The organism is Psychromonas sp. MB-3u-54 (assembly GCF_002836415.1).
Taxonomy (GTDB): domain Bacteria; phylum Pseudomonadota; class Gammaproteobacteria; order Enterobacterales; family Psychromonadaceae; genus Psychromonas.
In genome coordinates, this window is the sequence record NZ_PJBP01000178.1 from 1 (window position 1) to 18336 (window position 18336).

General features: G+C 40.0%; 15 protein-coding genes. 8 read left to right on the plus strand and 7 right to left on the minus strand.

Annotated elements, in window-relative coordinates; translation table 11 throughout:
* Positions 1–16: 16 nt before the first annotated feature.
* Positions 17–901 (minus strand): LysR family transcriptional regulator, encoded by an 885-nt coding sequence (locus tag CXF72_RS15775; protein WP_101040418.1) that lies wholly within the window; start codon positions 899–901, stop codon positions 17–19.
* Positions 902–1037: 136 nt separating this feature from the next.
* On the opposite strand from CXF72_RS15775, the gene CXF72_RS15780 reads away from it, so the two are divergent.
* Positions 1038–2180, plus strand: a complete 1143-nt coding sequence (locus CXF72_RS15780; RefSeq protein WP_101040420.1) for an alkene reductase — start codon at positions 1038–1040, stop codon at positions 2178–2180.
* Between the two features lie 196 nt (positions 2181–2376).
* Here CXF72_RS15780 and CXF72_RS15785 read toward each other — a convergent pair whose 3' ends face one another.
* Positions 2377–2778 carry a hypothetical protein gene (locus CXF72_RS15785; protein ID WP_157823277.1) on the minus strand — a complete coding sequence of 134 codons (402 nt, stop codon included), beginning with the start codon at positions 2776–2778 and terminating at the stop codon, positions 2377–2379.
* 547 nt (positions 2779–3325) lie between these two features.
* Between CXF72_RS15785 and CXF72_RS15790 the strand changes: the two genes are divergently transcribed.
* The gene (locus tag CXF72_RS15790; protein ID WP_232785005.1) at positions 3326–4039 is read left to right on the plus strand and encodes a methyltransferase domain-containing protein; all 714 of its coding nucleotides are present in this window, start codon (positions 3326–3328) and stop codon (positions 4037–4039) included.
* Positions 4027–5085 (plus strand): FAD-dependent oxidoreductase, encoded by a 1059-nt coding sequence (locus CXF72_RS15795; protein WP_198552627.1) that lies wholly within the window; start codon positions 4027–4029, stop codon positions 5083–5085. Before CXF72_RS15790 ends, CXF72_RS15795 begins: the two co-directional genes overlap by 13 nt.
* On the opposite strand, the gene CXF72_RS15800 is transcribed toward CXF72_RS15795, so the two are convergent.
* The 5 genes from CXF72_RS15800 to CXF72_RS15820 form a co-directional block, all read right to left on the minus strand.
* Complete coding sequence (locus CXF72_RS15800) at positions 5082–6170, minus strand: type III polyketide synthase (RefSeq protein WP_101040426.1); 1089 nt, start codon at positions 6168–6170, stop codon at positions 5082–5084. The two genes, CXF72_RS15795 and CXF72_RS15800, sit on opposite strands and share 4 nt — an antisense overlap.
* A 408-nt stretch (positions 6171–6578) precedes the next feature.
* The gene (gene hpf, locus CXF72_RS15805; protein WP_101040428.1) at positions 6579–6935 is read right to left on the minus strand and encodes a ribosome hibernation-promoting factor, HPF/YfiA family; all 357 of its coding nucleotides are present in this window, start codon (positions 6933–6935) and stop codon (positions 6579–6581) included.
* A gap of 1085 nt (positions 6936–8020) precedes the next feature.
* Positions 8021–8641 (minus strand): PEP-CTERM sorting domain-containing protein, encoded by a 621-nt coding sequence (locus tag CXF72_RS15810; RefSeq protein WP_101040430.1) that lies wholly within the window; start codon positions 8639–8641, stop codon positions 8021–8023.
* Positions 8642–9305: 664 nt separating this feature from the next.
* Positions 9306–9539 carry a hypothetical protein gene (locus CXF72_RS15815; RefSeq protein ID WP_101040432.1) on the minus strand — a complete coding sequence of 78 codons (234 nt, stop codon included), beginning with the start codon at positions 9537–9539 and terminating at the stop codon, positions 9306–9308.
* A 126-nt stretch (positions 9540–9665) separates the two neighbouring features.
* Positions 9666–11102, minus strand: coding sequence for an esterase/lipase family protein (locus tag CXF72_RS15820; RefSeq protein ID WP_198552628.1), 1437 nt, complete (start codon positions 11100–11102; stop codon positions 9666–9668).
* A 1137-nt stretch (positions 11103–12239) separates the two neighbouring features.
* Here CXF72_RS15820 and CXF72_RS15825 point away from each other — a divergent pair.
* The 5 genes from CXF72_RS15825 to CXF72_RS15845 all read left to right on the plus strand — a co-directional run bounded on the left by CXF72_RS15825 (position 12240) and on the right by CXF72_RS15845 (position 18144).
* Complete coding sequence (locus tag CXF72_RS15825) at positions 12240–12506, plus strand: DUF4212 domain-containing protein (RefSeq protein ID WP_101040434.1); 267 nt, start codon at positions 12240–12242, stop codon at positions 12504–12506.
* Positions 12507–12517: 11 nt separating this feature from the next.
* Positions 12518–14236 (plus strand): sodium:solute symporter family protein, encoded by a 1719-nt coding sequence (locus tag CXF72_RS15830; RefSeq protein ID WP_101040436.1) that lies wholly within the window; start codon positions 12518–12520, stop codon positions 14234–14236.
* Between the two features lie 117 nt (positions 14237–14353).
* Entirely contained in the window at positions 14354–16198 is a 1845-nt protein-coding gene (locus CXF72_RS15835; protein ID WP_101040633.1) for a DUF294 nucleotidyltransferase-like domain-containing protein, read from the plus strand.
* Positions 16198–16884, plus strand: coding sequence for an exonuclease domain-containing protein (locus tag CXF72_RS15840; RefSeq protein ID WP_101040438.1), 687 nt, complete (start codon positions 16198–16200; stop codon positions 16882–16884). Before CXF72_RS15835 ends, CXF72_RS15840 begins: the two co-directional genes overlap by 1 nt.
* A gap of 132 nt (positions 16885–17016) precedes the next feature.
* Positions 17017–18144 (plus strand): M14 family metallopeptidase, encoded by a 1128-nt coding sequence (locus CXF72_RS15845; protein ID WP_101040440.1) that lies wholly within the window; start codon positions 17017–17019, stop codon positions 18142–18144.
* Positions 18145–18336 lie beyond the last annotated feature (192 nt).

Consider the following 18336-nt stretch of genomic DNA (forward strand, 5'->3'; position numbering starts at 1 on the left):
TAGGCTCTATTTCACTTCAAATGTTTTTTAGCTTTTCTATTATCCAGCCGTGGATTGCACTATCACTTGTGCGTGGATGCCATGCCGCTATGACCTTAAATGTCGGGGGCAAAGCTGCTATCTTTAATTGTTTAACCTTACTATTTGGTAATAACCGCGAAGGATAGAACGCAATCATATCGGTCGTCTGAAGAATGTCGGGCACGGCAGAAAAACTAGGCACTGACATAACAATATTTCGTTTAAGATCTCTTGCTGCAAACCACTTATCATGTGAGCCGCGTAAATTTGCGCGCGAAGGTGATACCACCAGCTGCGGGTACGCTGCAATTTGCGCAAGTGTTAAAGGTGCTTTTATAAGATAGTTGCCGCAACCAGTAATGCATAAATGTTGCTCTTCAAGCAACGTTACATAGGCTAAGTTATCGGGTATAAATTCTGGAAAAGTAATTAATAAATCAAGCTCACCCGCCGTAATTAGCTGATTAACATTGTCGGAGGCGAAGTCGCGTACTATCAGTTTTAAGCCCGGCGCCTCTCGCCTGGTTATTTTAAAAAGCTGCGGCAACAAGGCTTGTGTTGCGTAGTCGGTAGCGCTAATAGTAAATACGCCTTTATATGTTTGAGGTATAAACAGATCGGGCTCAAGTAACGTCTCCAGCTGCTTTAATATATGACTAATAGGTTGTTGCATAGATAGCGCTTTGGGTGTTGGCACCATGCTATTGCCCTGGCGAATAAATAAGCGGTCATTAAATAAATCACGTAGCTTGCGCAGCTGCTCGCTAATTGCTTGTTGGGTTAACCCCATTTTACGTGCAACTTGTGAAAGATTTTTTAAATCAAGCAAGGCATTGAGCACCCTGAGCTGTTTAATATCGAGCCTACTAATACCATTCATAATTGTATCTCAAACAAAAAAGTGTTGTTTCAAATTGTATCTTTAAAACGCTAAGCTTACCAACATTGCTTAAGCAACTCATTAAGCATCAAAACAATTAAATGATTTCTATCAGTTTGCTTTAAAAGAGAGTTTTATGAAACAGTCTATTCCAAATACCAGCACGTTATTTTCATCTGTGAAGCTGGGTCCTTTTACGCTTAAAAACCGTGTTGTAATGCCACCATTAACACGTTCTCGCAGCAGCCAACCAGACAATATTCCTAACCAATTAATGGCAAATTATTATGCTCAGCGTGCCTCTGCAGGCTTTATGGTTACCGAAGGCACCCAAATAGAACCACGAGGCCAAGGCTACGCATGGACTCCAGGTATACATTCGCAAGCCCAAATTGAAGGTTGGAAAAAAGTAACCCAAGCAGTGCATGCTAAAAACGGTATTATTTTTGCTCAGTTATGGCATGTTGGTCGAGTGTCTCACACTAGCTTACAACCAAACGAAGCTCAGCCGATAGGCCCTTCGGCTATTGTGGCTGACAATGTAAAAGTATTTGTTGAAACAGGCCCGAGTGAAGGCGCGTTAGCCGATCCAAGTGAGCCGCGGGCACTTACTACCGAGGAAGTGGGTGAACTGGTAAATATGTATGCTCAAGCAGCACGTAACGCACTGGAGGCTGGCTTTGATGGTGTAGAACTTCATTGTGCTAATGGTTATTTAGTTAATCAGTTTATTTCAGAACATAGCAATAATCGTGATGACCAATACGGTGGTTCGCTGACCAACCGTCTGCGTTTTTTAAAAGAAATAGTTGCAGCAGTAAGTGACGTTGTTGGTGCACAGCGTTTAGGTGTTCGCTTTGCGCCTTTATTTGCAAGTACCAACGAAACGCGTGTTTACTTAGGTTTAGTAGAATCAGACCCACACAACACTTATGTTGAGGCTGTTAAAGCGCTTGAGCAAGCTGGCATTGCTTACTTATCCATAGCTGAAGCGGATTGGGATAATGCCCCGGATTTACCTGAGTCATTTTATAAAGCAGTAAGATTCGAGTTTTCGGGGCGCATTATTTATGCGGGTAAATATACCGTTGAAAAAGCAGTTAACATATTAGCTAAAGGCTATGGTGACTTATTTGCCTTTGGTCGTCCTTTTATAGCGAACCCAGATTTACCTGAGCGCATTGCTAATAATTGGCCGCTAAACGAAGCCGATCCAGCCACTATGTATGGCGGCTCTGAACTTGGTTATAGTGACTACCCATATTACAAAATCAGTTAATATTATAAGGCTACGGAGGGCTTGGTTAATTGGTGGGGAAGTTGATTTTTTTAATGGATGATTTAAAAGAATATAAGATATGGATGTTCAGCCTTTTTATCCAGCCTTTTTTAAAGGTAGCAAAATCGTTCAAGCAGACAATTGTCCGCGATCAACTACCTTTATCTCAATTGCCTCATTAAGTACTAATAATGACTTAGCTGTGTTTTGCTTTGTTGAATATTTTAGGGATTCGAAGTGCTGCAATAAATGCGGCAGTAAATACAACGGCAACATATGCAAACCAAGATATCTGGTATAAGCCTAATAAATAACTTAGGGTATGAGATATTAAGAATACCAAGGCTGCTGAGAACGCTAAGTGCTTTATAGCTAAAGACTCTTTACCTATAAGTTGCCCTAAATAAAAACCAGCACCGCCAATTAAACCTGCAATTAATACATTTATAGCAATACTCAGAAAATTAATGTTTACACCTAAGTCATAAATAGAGTAATAACGAAGAATAAAACCGAAAATAATCAGAAACACGGTAAATAGGCTTGCTTGTTTGATAATGCTCAATGGAACTCCTTGTACAGTTAACGCCAGCCACAAAAGCCAGCTTTTTTATGTCCGACTTAATGGCCTTGTTAGCTGGTTGTGACATGTTTTTTTGTTGCCTGCATATCACGCTTGGCTAATATTGGTTTTAACTTGAAACGACAAACCAATTCATTTAATACAGTAATTTAACAAGCTATTGCCCAATTGCAAGCAGGGAAACTTAATTCCTTAACACAACTCTCAGGGTAAATTGATCTAACCCGTTTAGCTCAATTTGAAGCGTTAGAATTGCCCCTTTTCAAATATAAAATCCACGTTGCCGATGATAATTTTCCATGCAGACTGAATGGCCAACTAATATTATAGTCATAAAAGGTTATTTCAATGGATGATGAAATAACCTTTTATTGTTTATAAAAATGGGTGACTGAGTGAGTTAATGTAGTTAGTTATAAGGCTGTTTAAATATGACAGATAATAAACGTTATTCTCCTTTCAAAACTCATTACGCAGATAGGGGGGATTTTAGCCAGCAAGGCTGATCACTTATTTGATGCGCTTGGTATTAGAGTGAATGTGTTATTATTTGCGGTATTAAATGAATTTCTGGAAAAAAACTGTGCTATCAAATCGCTCAAATGAAAAAGAAATTCTCGATTTAGGTCCGGGCAACTACAGCGCGGAAGAGTTTACTCATTGTCAAAAAATGCTATATCGCATCAACCAAATTCTTGGATTCTTTCACGGAACCGTTAATGTTTTAAAGAAAGATGGGGAAAAGTCGCATGTGATGGACGTTGGTTGTGGCGCAGGATTATTTATTCTTAATCTCAGTTGCCATTTTCCAAAGATGACATTCCATGGTATTGATATCTCATCTGAAGCGATTGATATGGCCAATCATGAGAAGTCTGTATTTAGAGCGGATACCTCAAATGTGAAATTTGAGAAAATGACTGAGCCCAACTTAACATTTGGCGAAAATAGTGTTGATGTCATTTTGGCAACAATGGTTTGCCACCACATGAGCAACGAAGAAATTATTGAATTTTTCAAACAAGCATTACACACCACAAAAAATAAAGTCATCATTAATGATTTGCACCGTAACATCATTGCCTATGGGTTTTATCGCCTTTTTAGTCCAATTTTATTTCGCAATAGGCTCATTACCTATGATGGTCTTATCTCGATCAAACGCGGCTTTATCCGTCAAGAACTAATAACACTGTTAGAACAAGCTGGTATGAAATACTACCAAGTTAAATGGTGTTTCCCATTTCGTTGGAGAGTGATCATTTGGAAGAAGTAGTCATTATCGGTGGTGGCGTTGCTGGACTATCGTGCCTAAATGCATTGCTTGATCAAGGTATATCGGCGCTTTTAATCGAAGGCTCAAGCATCGGTACACCTAAAATGTGTGGCGAATTCTTAGCACCGATTGCGGCACAGCAACTACAGTTTTGGGACATTGATCCTCTTATCCCCATTCCTCATGCCGCATTCTATGCTGGAATTAGGCAATTAGATATTCACTTCACCAAGCCCTCTGCTGCTATCTCAAGAAGTGACGTTGAGCTAAAGTTAGCTGCACGAGCACGCCGGTTGGGTGGACGCATCCGGGAAAACATTTATCTGGAGTACACAACAGCAGCCACTGAGAGAACGCCATTTTACTTCAAATTATCCACTGGTGAGATTATTGAGGCTAAAAGTGCTTTTTTTGCAACGGGTAAACTCAGTAACAACCAAGACAATAACAAAATTGCGCTACCCTATTTTGGTTTTAAATTACATTTTTCCCATACCGAAAATGATCATAGTCTTAAGATGTTCAGTCTGGATAAAGCTTATTTGGGCATTGTTCCGATCACCGAGACATTAAGTAACTGTGCCTGTTTGGCAAAACGAGAAGCGGTTGATGCTGCAACTTCGCCGAAGGAATACTTTAGGCATCTAACACAATCTCATCCGGTGCTTAAAAAAACATTCACTCCGCTTGATCTTAGTACTATTGATATTCTGTCGGGTCGCGCTCCTGCATTTACTCAAAAAAATCCGCCTAGCTGGCCTAACAGCTACTGGATAGGGGATACCTTAGCATCGCTTTACCCCGCTATTGGCTCTGGATTTGCACATAGTATTGATAGCGCTATTCAAGCTGTGCAGTCTTACTTAAAACAACAACCTAAGCTGTATCGGATCAATTATTCGAAATCGATTAAAACAAAAGTACGGTTAGGCAGTCTATTTAACGCCGTATTACTGCAACCTAAGGTGGGTCAATTGGCTCTTCCTGTACTAAAACGATCACCTAAGCTGATGAACCTTGTTCTCAAAAAGCTTGATTATGTTTAATTCGGTTGGTTTACCTTAAGTAACATTGATTCTAAAGTTAATCCAGGTCCAAAAGCGCAACTAAAAACAGTTTCTTGATGATTATTAACCGTCAAATGGGTCATCAATTCTTTCAAAACAAACAAAATGGTGGCTGATGACATATTTCCATACTCACGCATCACATGATAAGCATGCTTGTTTTTGTCTTTTGTAATACTCAAGGCCGCTTCACAGGCTTGTAGTATTTTCATACCGCCTGGATGAATTGCATAGTGATTAACTTCGCTGATCGCTTCCTGTCTCAAGAGTTTATCCATAAACGCCGCAATCCCTGACTCAATCACTTCTGGAATATAAGATTTTAAAACAATATCAAAGCCTGAATCACCTATCTCCCATGCCATATCTTCGCTGGTCTGTGGTAATAAATCACAATTGAAGGCCTCGATCGATAGGCTTTTTTGATTCTCTATCATAGGCTGAACCAGTGCCGCTGCGGCACCATCTGCAAAAATCGCATTTGAAAGTAAATGATCCAAATCTTCATCATTCTGGAAATGCAGACTGCAAAGCTCAACACATACAATTAAAACAACAGCCCCTTTATTCGCGCGACAGATATCATCCGCCACTTTCAATGCGTTGAAGGCACCATAACATCCCATAAAATTGATTGCCGTGCGTTTAGCATTAGTGCGCAGCTTTAATTGCTGCACAATTTCAATATCTAAGCCGGGGGCATACATGCCTGTACAACTGACTGTAATAACATGTGTGATATCGGAAAATGTGGCATCGGACTGCTCCATACATTGCTTGATAGCAGCAACCGCTAACGGCAGCGCATGCTCCTTATAAAGTGCCATACGCCCTGCTGTGCTTAAGTCGGGGGATGATATGTCACTTCTGGAATTTGAGAGATGCCCCATATCGTTTAGCACTGTATACCGCGATTCAATACCCGTCGCTTTATAAATGGATCTAAGCATTCTTTTTTTTGCGGCACTCAATTGCAACCGTTCTGAAATGAGCACTGAGGCTTCACTTTGCTTGAATTTGTGCTGTGGCACTGCGGTTCCAATGGCGCTAATACTACTTTGCATCCTCGTATCCTGCTTTATAAAAATTAAAGAGTAATATTACCATCTTAGCGCATAAAGCCGCTTCCATCAGGTGGGGGATATAAGCCTTTTCTTTTGTTCTTATAAAAGGTTATCTCAATGGATGATCAAAGAAGCTCTATTATTGTTTATAAAAATGGGTGGTTTGGTTAATTTTGCAACTATTAAGCAAATGAAGGGGGCTAGTTGAATGGTCTCGTTGATCGTTTGCCGGCAGGTAGGTTTCATTTAATAAACGGTCGAACGTTGCCGAATATCGGGGCATAAATATAGCGTCATTTGATTGCACAAGGCGCTGTAGTAATAAATCGATTAGCTGAGGTTTCGAATGGCACAAACAAAAAACGCAGCTTGGGCTGCGTTTTTGGGGTATTAACTGAACGAGTAGGGTTAATTTAAGTTCATTTCTTGTTCTGTTTCGTCAGCAGTTTCAGGTTCAGTCAAATCGGGCTTTTCATGTAAATCTGCTTTTAATTGACCTTTGCGGTGCTTTAATACTGTATCTAATTTTTTAGCTGCACTCGCAATAGCGGGGTACATAACCGAATCGTTACCTTTAGCGGCAATGCTGGTTCCTTCATAATTAGTGCGAATTTCAACATCAAACTGACCATGCTCTTTAGAAATGATGATATCTAGCGAGATAAGTGTGGGGAAATGAGTCGCTATTTTAGCGAATTTTTCTTCTACGTGCTCTTTGATGCTATCAGTAACATCAACATGGTGACCGGAAATATTTATTTTCATATATTGTCCTTAACAAATTTACTTGCCAAATCTATCGCGTATTACATCTTTATATTTACATAAATAAACTCGTTGTACAAATGTAAGCTTACATAATTTGACATACATCAAGTGAGTTGTCGTATCCGTGTTTACATAATAATATGTGTACAAGAATTAACATGACCACCCAAGATTATTGTCATAAAAGGTTATATAAAGGGACTAAGTTGTCAGTTGACTTGTTAGATATTAAATTTTTGTTTTTTTTGAGGGGGAATCAATATTTCTAGAGAGACTAGCCTAGCCAATTTTACTCACTCTCATCAGTTAAAGGCGCGATTAAGCATAGCGAATATACATTTAAAAGATCTATTTCTAAGTTGGTTTTAGGACGATTGTGAGTTAGTTTTCTAGGGTGAAAAGAGGCATAAAGTCTTAGCTTTTCTTCTCTATTATCAATTTTAACAGCCAAAATAGACTAATAAGCCTTGTCGATTGAACTGTACAATCGTCAGGTCATATTTTTAGAGATACCTTGGTAGATTAGGTTAGCAGCTATGACAAAGCCCTGAGGAGTTCAATGCATGGAGCTAAGATTTAGGGCATCAAGGCGTATTAACCACATTAAATAGTTATGGTGATGTACTAGATTATCGACAAGCAGTGTTGATTAAAAAGCTTCATACACCGAGGCAAGAGCAACGTGTTGATATGGAGGCTATTATTGCAGCAATTATTAAACAAATGAAGGGTGCTAGTTGAACGGTCTCATTTATTGCTTGCTCAAAAATAACTTTAATTTCAGGTCGAATTTTGCCGGATTTCCAAGCATAAATATAGCGCCATTTGATTACCAAAGGCGCTGTAGTAATAAATTAATTAGTTCGGATTTGATGTGACTGTAATCAAGACACGATGATATCTGACATCCTATATTGGGGCGAATATATGCCTCAGAACGGATGTGAATTATTAAAAAAGCAAAAAAACTGACCCTAGGCTCCACCTTGTCTACATACTCAATAACAAGTGTAATTCAACACGCTGGGAACAAAAAACGCCTCCATCAGGAGGCGTTTTTACACAATAAAAAAATTAATTGACTATGATTTAGCGCGTCGACCAAGCATCAGACCAAAAAGCCCTAAAAACATTAATGCAAGTGATGACGGTTCCGGTACGGCGGTGACTACTCGTATCCAGTCACCGGGCTGACTAACTATCATGTTCACCATGAGAAAACGGCTCCCTACACCAGAGTACTTGTCTGCACCTTCCATACCACGAGCGTTAAAACCACCCGGGTAAGTTGTTGCCAATGCACCGAGAATCGGCGTGCTTGATGCCTCGTATGCGCCAAGTTTATCGGACATAACACCGAGGATCGTGCCATCGAAGGCCCATTTCACTGCGTTATGGATTGTTGTCACCCCTATGTTATTAGGATTATTGAGAAAGATCATATGGCTATCCACCACCATTCCTCCACCAACTACACCTTGATCTGTGGAAACTCCATTCCCCAATAAAACACCTTGCTGTTCATCGAAGCCTTGTTGTGCCAAATTGGTCACCGAAGCATCCTCCGCGGCTGATGGTGCAGCGATAATTGACGCAAAATTTCCATTAGAGCTTACGGGCCCGGTCACATTGATTAGGGAGGCATTAGCGTTCATTGTAACCAAGGCACTAATCCCTAGCATACATTTCAAGATTGTTTTCATGATTGATTCCCTTAACTATTTGGTTGTTTGAAAGTCACTGCCTTAGAGGCCAGAGATCGTAATAATTATTTCTACACTAAATAAATTTGCAAAGGTCATGCCAAAAACAATTACTGTTTGATTTCAAAAGCTTATGTTTTATTGAGCAAATGGTTTTTGGTTTTATGTAAAGAATATCGACAATTTAAAGCGTAAACGAATAAGGAAAACAAAAAACTATATATTTTTTAATTACTTATATACGTAAAAGAGGTTTTTTTCGATCTGTAAAGTTTTCTGACATCTACCCTAACAAGAGAGATAACCCCGAAGATTCCTTGTCATTCACAGAATCATTGGACAAATCTATATCGTAATCAAACCACTGGAGGATGGGGTCAGGTCTGAATGGCACTGCATTAAGCCTAAAATGTATGGATAATGGGGGGGCAGTGTGATTTTACATTCGGCGACAATTTAATCTAACTTATTAAGCGCATGTTTATAGGTCTATTTATACCAAAAGAATTAATGAAGTGATCAATGATTGCGAAGGAAAAATCAGCACTAATAGGTGTGAGTTGCAGGAGATAGTTATTCTCACTTCACAAAAATCGTCTGGAACGATTTTGAACACCTTTAGCTGACCACGAAGTGGTGAAGAACAGGATGTTCTGAATAAAACTCACAACGCAGTTAGGGATGGTTTTAACCAGCAAGGGTGCTCACTATCAAGATTTGGATCATCAAATAGAGATAACAGGGAAAGATCTGGTGATGTAACAAAAGTAATTCCTTTACCGGTCTCATTTTCAGGTGTCGGAATTTCGATTCCCTTAAGGTGATAGATCTTACCTTTATGCTGCCCGGCTGATTCTAAGTAACTAGAATTAACATGACCACCCAAGATTATTGTCATAAGAGGTTATCTCAATGGATGATGAGAGAAGCGATATTATTTAAAAAACGTTAACTAGATGAATTAACTATAATGTCGCCCATTGTTAAGTCGCCTTTGCCGAGCAGCAAAGGCGATAGAGACAGACTAAGACTTCTCGACCTCCTTCTTCATAGGTTTCTCGTTTTTAAAGGAATGACGGGTTTCTGATTTGATGATAAAACCTTCCTTCCTGAGCTTTGGATCACTGGCATTGTCCACTCTGAAAACGTTCTTGTCGACGCAACGATGCAGTTGAATTTCCACATAAAAGGTCTCATTAGGTTTCATGAAATCATTGATATCAATACCATTGGCATGGTATTCAACAACATGATAGAACACGAATCCATCGTCGGGACGTGCGATGATGCGGAATCCTGTGAGTTTGTTTTTGGTCACTAGATCGTAATCAATGTAATAAACAAGATGATTGGGGTGCGCTACATTTTTTTGTCGATCAACAAAAAATCCTTTGGTCAAATTGTTTGGATTGTGACTGTCTCCCCCCAAAAGGAATAGGTCGTAATCGTTAACCGGGTCGCCCTGATCATCTTTTATGATGAATACTAGCATGACGTAACGATGCGTTCCCTTCTGCGTTTCTTTAGTCAATACTTCCAGAGCGTTGGCGCGGTCAGTATAATCGGCTTTGCTATCGACGGTCAGGCATTTTAAAATTTCGCTAACCTGAGGCTTGTTCTTTGCTTTTGCAGACAGCACGCTACGCATAATCCCTTTGTCCTTACCGGAATGGCTGGCACCCGGAATCACACCCAAAGGAGCTAATGAAGGACGTTGTAATTTTCCTTCTACTTTAAGAAGTTGAACCTTTATTTCATCAGCCCCGTGAGTAACCGTCTCGAACTTCTTTGTTTCCACTAGTTTTATCATGCTGTAGTTGATATTGGCACAGGCAACACGAACAACCCCATCGGACCCAGCCTCTGCCAAATAACTGTTAACAAAGTCATATAACTTTTTGTCAATCGTCTGCCCGGTGAGAACAAAAGGAAAGAACTTATGTTCAGCAGGTTTATATTTGAGGTAAGACTGTGCCAAATCAATCTGCTGCTGACTGCCCAGTGACAGCCAATCAAGAATCCGTTGCCCGGGCTCTACTCCGGAAAACCATGCTTTAATCCGCCCAACCCGTTGCTTGCCGAGGGCTGCTAGCGGGGAGCCATGATTCGCAGGCGCAAGCATGACCAGATGACGCAACGGTGATTGTGAAAGTAGAGAACCCCGATAGAAACGATCCAGCCATTCGCGCACTACGGGTCCACCGGTGGAGTGGGTAATGCACGAAAAATCCGCGATTCCACCAATGCCATCGGATATCTGATCATGCAATGAGTCGTGAAATGCCCGTGCAATATCAGCTACGTTGACTTCATCATTAAAACTAATATAACGGCCTAGCCAGATATGCTTGATCTCAATTTTAAGCTTGTACTGATTCGCCTGTTCTGCCAATGCCTCGGGCAACAAACCATAGGTACTGGTATCGACAACACTCCAACCATGAATAAAAATCACTATCATACAAATTTCTCCTTCGTCCTTTTATAGGGGGCCGTAATGATCCGATCTGGAGAGGGTTATCTTTCTCCTATCATTTAATCAGTAACCCTATGATTAAATTTAGAAATTATTTTGAAATAACCTGCACTATGAAGATTGTTGCCGGATCAGCTGAGAATCACTTTTGTGTATTCCACTTCTATTTAATGTTAGTTCCTTTCCTAAGTATTGGTATTAGCCCCAACTGCTAATTTCATGATTTCAGGCAAAAAGCAGATGTCCGTACCTGGATCTCCTCACACTTGATGATGGCTATAATGGCGGGTATTTGCTTTTCTGTTTTTTCACTGTTCGCTCGAAGTCATAAATCGATTAGCTTGGATTTGACTGTTCGCTCGAAGTAATCAATTACAATTAGCGGATGTTAAATACTTCTATGATGGTTTTGCTATCCCCGGAGAAGTGGGTGATTGAGTGAAAATTGAAGGACATAAGGAGACGGCCAGGATTGTCAAAATAGACTATGCCAGGCAAGCCATTATATTAAATTGACCATTAAGCTGGCAGCAGGGGGATGGAATCGCATTAAGTTATAAGGGATTGAGTCCAGATTTAGGTGTCTTGGAGTACCATTAATGACATTAAAAATATCAACTTAATGAGCAAGATTGAATTGTCAATAAATGTGAAATAACGCTGAATACCCTATTATCTATAGATTTTAGGTTTAATGTACTGCTATTCAGGTCTGATCCTCTAATTTACTCCTGATTCCCCCTATATTTCACTCTTTAATTATTTCATCAAAATTTACTAATTTTCATTTTTTCGACTCATTTTAATAACTTATCTAGTTGCAAATAGCGTCAAGCAAAAGTGTTAATTAAGTGAACTTCAATCACAAAAATAACGCAAGAGCACTTTTCTGTGATGGACTGCTCATTTTTTATTCAGCAAAACATGATCCAGCTCTTTGTCTTGGGCTATTAAAATAGTGTATTTAACATACTATAGCGGCATGCTTATTTGATAAGAAAATTATTTTTTAAGTGATAAGAGAAGCGACTAAAATGAATGCTTATTCTTTGTTTAATGCATGCAAAAAGTAAGTGTTTACTTTAACTCTCTTCCTCATTAAGACCATTAAGGAGAATGCTCGTGAGTTTTGAAGATAAAAGTAAAGCAGATCAATACTGGCAGGAGAATATTAATTTAGTCATCAAACTGTTAGTTATTTGGGCAACGGTATCCTTTGGCTTTGGTATCTTGCTGGTAGATGTACTAAATGCAATCACCTTTATGGGATTCAAACTGGGTTTCTGGTTTGCACAACAGGGCGCGATATATGTGTTTCTTGTACTGATTTTCTATTACAGGGCAAAAGCAAACAAACTCGATGAAAAATACGGTGTTCAAGAAGACTAAGGATTAGCATAATGGATGTTCAAACTTTAACTTATACAATTGTGGGCATGACGTTTGCCCTTTACATTGTTATTGCAATATGGAGCCGAGCAGGCTCTACTAAAGAATTTTACGTAGCAGGCGGCGGTGTACACCCCATTGTCAACGGCATGGCGACAGCAGCAGATTGGATGTCTGCAGCATCATTTATCTCATTAGCAGGTATCGTTTCATTTGTTGGTTATGATGGTTCGGTATATATAATGGGCTGGACGGGTGGTTATGTATTACTTGCACTGCTAATGGCGCCTTATTTACGTAAATTTGGTAAATTTACTGTGCCTGATTTTGTTGGTGATCGCTACTACTCTCAAACTGCGCGTACTGTTGCTGTTATATGTGCACTGGTGGTCAGTTTCACTTATATCGCAGGCCAAATGCGTGGTACAGGTGTTGTATTTTCACGCTTCTTAGAAGTCGACATTGATACTGGTGTTTATATCGGTATGGCCGTTGTTTTCTTCTACTCGGTATTAGGTGGCATGAAAGGCATCACTTATACACAAGTTGCTCAATACTGTGTAATGATTTTTGCATTCATGGTGCCCGCTATTTTCTTATCAATTATGATGACCGGCCATTTCTTTCCACAGATTGGTTTTGGATCTGAATTACTGGATGCCTCTGGTAATAATTCAGGCGTATATCTGCTTGATAAATTAGATGGATTGTCTACCCAACTCGGTTTTGCCGAATATACAGTCGGCACAAAAGATACGATTGATGTGTTCTTCATCTGTGGTGCATTAATGTTTGGTACTGCCGGTTTACCGCATGTTATCGTCCGTTTCTTTACCGTTCCTCGGGTTAAAGATGCACGTACTTCTGCAGGTTGGACATTAGTATTTATTGCCATTCTGTACACTACTATTCCTGCATTAGCCGCTTTCTCTCGTGTAAATATGATTGAAACAATCAATGGTGCCGATGGGCAAGGTGTTTCTCACGCAGAAGCGCCAAGTTGGATCAATAGCTGGGAAAGAACCGGTTTGATCGCATGGGATGATAAAAACGGCGATGGTAAGATGTTCTATGCTAAAGGCGAAACTAATGAGATGACGATCGATCGCGATATCATTGTATTAGCAACACCTGAAATAGCTAACTTACCAGCTTGGGTTATTGCATTAATCGCTGCTGGTGGTCTAGCTGCTGCACTGTCAACCTCTGCCGGATTATTACTGGTTATATCAACTTCTGTTTCACATGATTTACTGAAGAAAAATATGATGCCGGATATCTCCGATAAGAGGGAGTTAATGTATGCACGAATGGCAGCCGGTGTAGGTGTCCTTATTGCAGGTTACTTTGGTATTAATCCCCCGGGCTTTGTAGCCGCAGTGGTTGCGATCGCGTTCGGACTCGCCGCCTCCTCTTTATTCCCTGCAATAACAATGGGTATATTCTCTAAGAAGATGAATAAAGAAGGCGCTATTTCAGGTATGGCTGCAGGTTTACTGTTTTCAATAGGTTATATTGTTTACTTTAAATTTTTAAATCCAGCTATAAACACTGCTGAACACTGGTTATTTGGTATTTCACCAGAAGGTATCGGTTTATTGGGTATGTGTCTTAACTTCGTTGTCGCTATTCTGGTTTGTCGCATGACAGCACCAGTACCTCAAGATGTACAAGAGATGGTTGAAGCCATTCGTTTCCCTAAAGGATCAGGTGAAGCATCAGATCATTAATATAATGATGTAATTAAAAAAGCGCTTCGGCGCTTTTTTTTAATGCTTTTTTTAGCCACCTATCTATACCCGCAAAAACCACAACACTCGCAATCCTCAACTTATAGTCAGGTGCATATGGATAATAGTGAATTACAGCCAATTATTGATTTCATGCGTAAATTAGCCCCTTTTGATTCATTGCCTGAACAGGGTATCAAGCAATGCTGTCAGGCATTAACTATTGCCTATTACAGTAAACAACAGAAATTAGTACCCGTAGACAGTAACGCTCCGCAGCTCTATATTGTTCGCAGTGGTGCTTTTGAAGTAACTACCGAACAGGGAGATCTCATTGACCGAGTGGGTGAAGGCCAATACTTCGGATTTAGCGGTTTGCTATCGGGAGAAAAAGTCGTTAACCAAATACATATTTTAGAGGATGGTTTGGTTTATCACTTACCTGCTAAAATGTTCGACGAATTACGTGCCAACAGCCAATCATTTGATCGTTTCTTTAATCAAGCCTTTGCCAAACGCTTACGTAATCAAGGTACACTCCAACATGATAATATCAGCACAGCGCGTATTACCCACATCATGTCCAGAGATCTCACCACGATCACAGCCGATGCCAGCATTCATCAAGCCGCACTTTTAATGTCTAAAAAACGTCTCTCCTCTCTGGTAGTGGTTGATCAAGAAAAATTGTGCGGTATTCTAACCGATCGTGATTTGCGCAATCGCGTGTTAGCAAAAGGACTTAATGGCGATCTATTAGTCGGGCAAATAATGACTAAGGATCCGGTTATCATTGAACCTAATGTATTGATGTTTGAAGCCATGTTAAAAATGAGTGAAAATAATATCCATCATTTACCCGTCGTGCATGTAGGTCGACCAGTAGGGATCATTACCAGCACTGACTTGATCCGCAGCCAAAGCTCTCAACCCCTGTTGTTAATTGGTCAAATAGAGCGTCAAAATAGTTTAGAAGCGCTTATTAAAGTCAGCCAGAAGATACCTGATTTATTGCACAATTTAATCAGCAGCGATGCTAAAGCCATTGAGATCGGCCGTATTCTCACCTCGGTAACCGACTCATTAACACGGCGTTTAATCGTATTAAAACAGGAACAGTTAGGTCCGGCACCAATGGGATTTTGCTGGTTAGCTTTTGGATCACAAGGCCGCCAGGATCAAATGGCAGGCTCTGATCAAGATAACGCCTTGATCTTAGAAAGGGATACCACAGCGGCAGAAAAAGACTACTTTAAACAACTATCGGAGTCCGTATGCAGTGCTTTAAATGAGTGTGGCTTTCCATTTTGCCCGGGTAATATCATGGCCCAAAACCCGCAATGGCAATTAACATTACAACAATGGCAGCAACAGTTTTCAAGCTGGGTTAAAACGCCACAACCGAGCGCATTATTAAATGCCACTATTTTTTTTGATATGCGCGGAATATTTGGTGATTTAACATTATTGAACACTCTGCAATCTAGCGTATTAAAAAATACCAAAGGTAACGATATATTTATTGCTGCGCTTAGTAAGAACGCTCTGCAATCAACACCCCCATTGGGTTTTTTTCGCAGCTTTGTTATTGAACGCGACGGCAGTGAAGTTAAAGGAATAGACTTAAAACATAAAGGTAATGCATTAATCAATGATATTGTCAGAATCTATGCTTTAGCTGCAGGTATAAATGAAGTAAACACCACCAAACGTCTTGAAAGTTTAATGGCCAAATCTAAGATAGATAAAGATATTGCAATGAGTTTGTTAGATGCATGGGAGTTTATCGCCCATAAACGCCTGATCAATCAAGGCCAGCAATTTAACAATAATGAACCCGTATCTAACTATATTTTACCCGACAGCCTCTCTTCATTGGTGCGTCATCAGCTAAAGGATGCATTTAAAGTTATCCATGAAGCGCAGGGCACCGTTAGGCTAAAATTTTTAAGGCAATTTTGATGTTTAAGCAATGGTGGTTACAGTACAAATTAAAACGGCTGATTAAAAACAGCAAACTTGCCGCGCTAAAAGCACATTACCAGTACCTGTTAACCCATCTTCATCAGCCCATTTCTGACATTAAGTTATTAGCATTAGATATTGAAATGACAGGCTTAAATCATAAAAAAGATCAGATGGTCAGTATTGGTGTTATCCCTATTATCAATGCCGAAATCCAACCTCAGTTTGCACAGTATAAATTAATGAAAATAGAGGGTAGTGTCGGACAAAGCGCCGTTATACACGGTATTTTAGATAAAGATTTGGCTAATGCATTACCACTGGAAGAAGTTCTGCAGTGGTTGTTTGAGCAATGTAAAGATAAAGTATTAGTCGCCCATCATGCTCAATTGGATTTACAATTTTTGCGACAATCATTATCAAGCTCTGGAGCACACTCTTTTGCCTTGTTGGGTATTGATACCTTAATCATTGAGAAGGAGCGAGAACAGCGTAAGCATCCGGTTTTAAAAACGGGAAGTTTACGTTTGAACGCCTGCAGAGAGCGTTATAATTTGCCTATTTATAATGCACATAATGCATTAACCGATGCATTAGCTTGCGCTGAATTATTGTTAGCGCAATTAAATAAGATGGGTGGCTTGGATAATATCACTCTGGTGCAGTTGCTCACTAAGCGATAATGACAATGCTAGGAAGCAAAAAGCAACGAGTAACCTGCTTTACTCGATTAAGTTAGTTTTCCTATCCTGTTTGTTTACAATCCTTTATGCTCGACTTACTTTGTAAAATAACTAATTAAGAAAGGAAGTGTTATGCGCATCACCGCTAATTTTGATTCAGGTAATATCGACGTTATTAATTTGAAGGATAAAAAAGATATCCAACTGGCTATTCGTCCGGACTTTGGGGGCGAGTTTTTCCAGTGGTTTAACTTTCGACTGGAAGGGGAGGTTGGTCAGCAATATATCCTTAATATCCTTAATGCGGGTGAAGCTTCCTATCTTGAAGGCTGGGAAAATTATCAAGCGGTGGCTTCTTATGATCGAAAACATTGGTTCCGGCTGCCAACATTTTATAAAGAGGGAAAATTAACTATTGTGGCAGAGCTGGATTGTGAAACAATTCAAATTGCCTACTTTGCGCCTTATAGTTACGAGCGCCATCAGGACTTACTGGCGGCTGTACAAACACATCCGCTGGTGAGTTTAGAGCACTTAGGTGAAACCCTTGATCAACGTGATTTAACCTTAGTTAAAATTGGCGATGGTGATACTAATAAACGTAATATCTGGATCACGGCGCGTCAGCATCCCGGTGAAACGATGGCTGAATGGTTAGTCGACGGGTTAATGAATAGTTTACTTGATAGTAATAATCCTACCGGCAAATTATTATTGGATAAAGCCAACTTTTATATTGTGCCTAATATGAATCCCGATGGCAGTGCGCGTGGACACCTTCGCACTAATGCGGCAGGCATTAATTTAAACCGTGAATGGTTGAACCCAAGTTTAGAAAAAAGTCCTGAAGTCTTTCATGTGATCAATAAAATGGAAGAGACGGGGGTTGATTTATTTTATGATGTGCACGGTGATGAGGCATTACCCTTTGTTTTCCTGGCGGGCTCAGAAGGGTCTCCGAGTTATAACAACAGACTTGCGGTTTTACGTAAGCGTTTTTCTGAAGTGTTTATGTTAGCGAGTGCTGACTTTCAGTCTGAATTTGGTTATGACGTTGATGCGCCGGGTAAAGCTAATATGACCGTGGCAACAAATTGGGTTGCAGAACGATTTGATTGTCTTGCTAATACCCTAGAGATGCCGTTTAAAGACAACGATAATTTACCCGATCCAACCATGGGGTGGTCACCGCAACGTTCGCTTAAGTTAGGTGAAGCATCATTGGTTGCTATGTTAGCAGTGGTTGATGACTTACGTTAGTTTATCAAGCACTTAATCTTTAAATAAAAACTAACGAAAAAGCCCGGCAAGTATTACTTGCCGGGCTTTTTGTTTTTTGAGCGCTTTAAATTGATCTGGCTAGGCGGCTTGTGCTTTTACAATAAAATAATGGATGATCCTATTATTTTTTGGTCTTCAACTAACGACTGCATGTCCATCTGAATGTGGGTG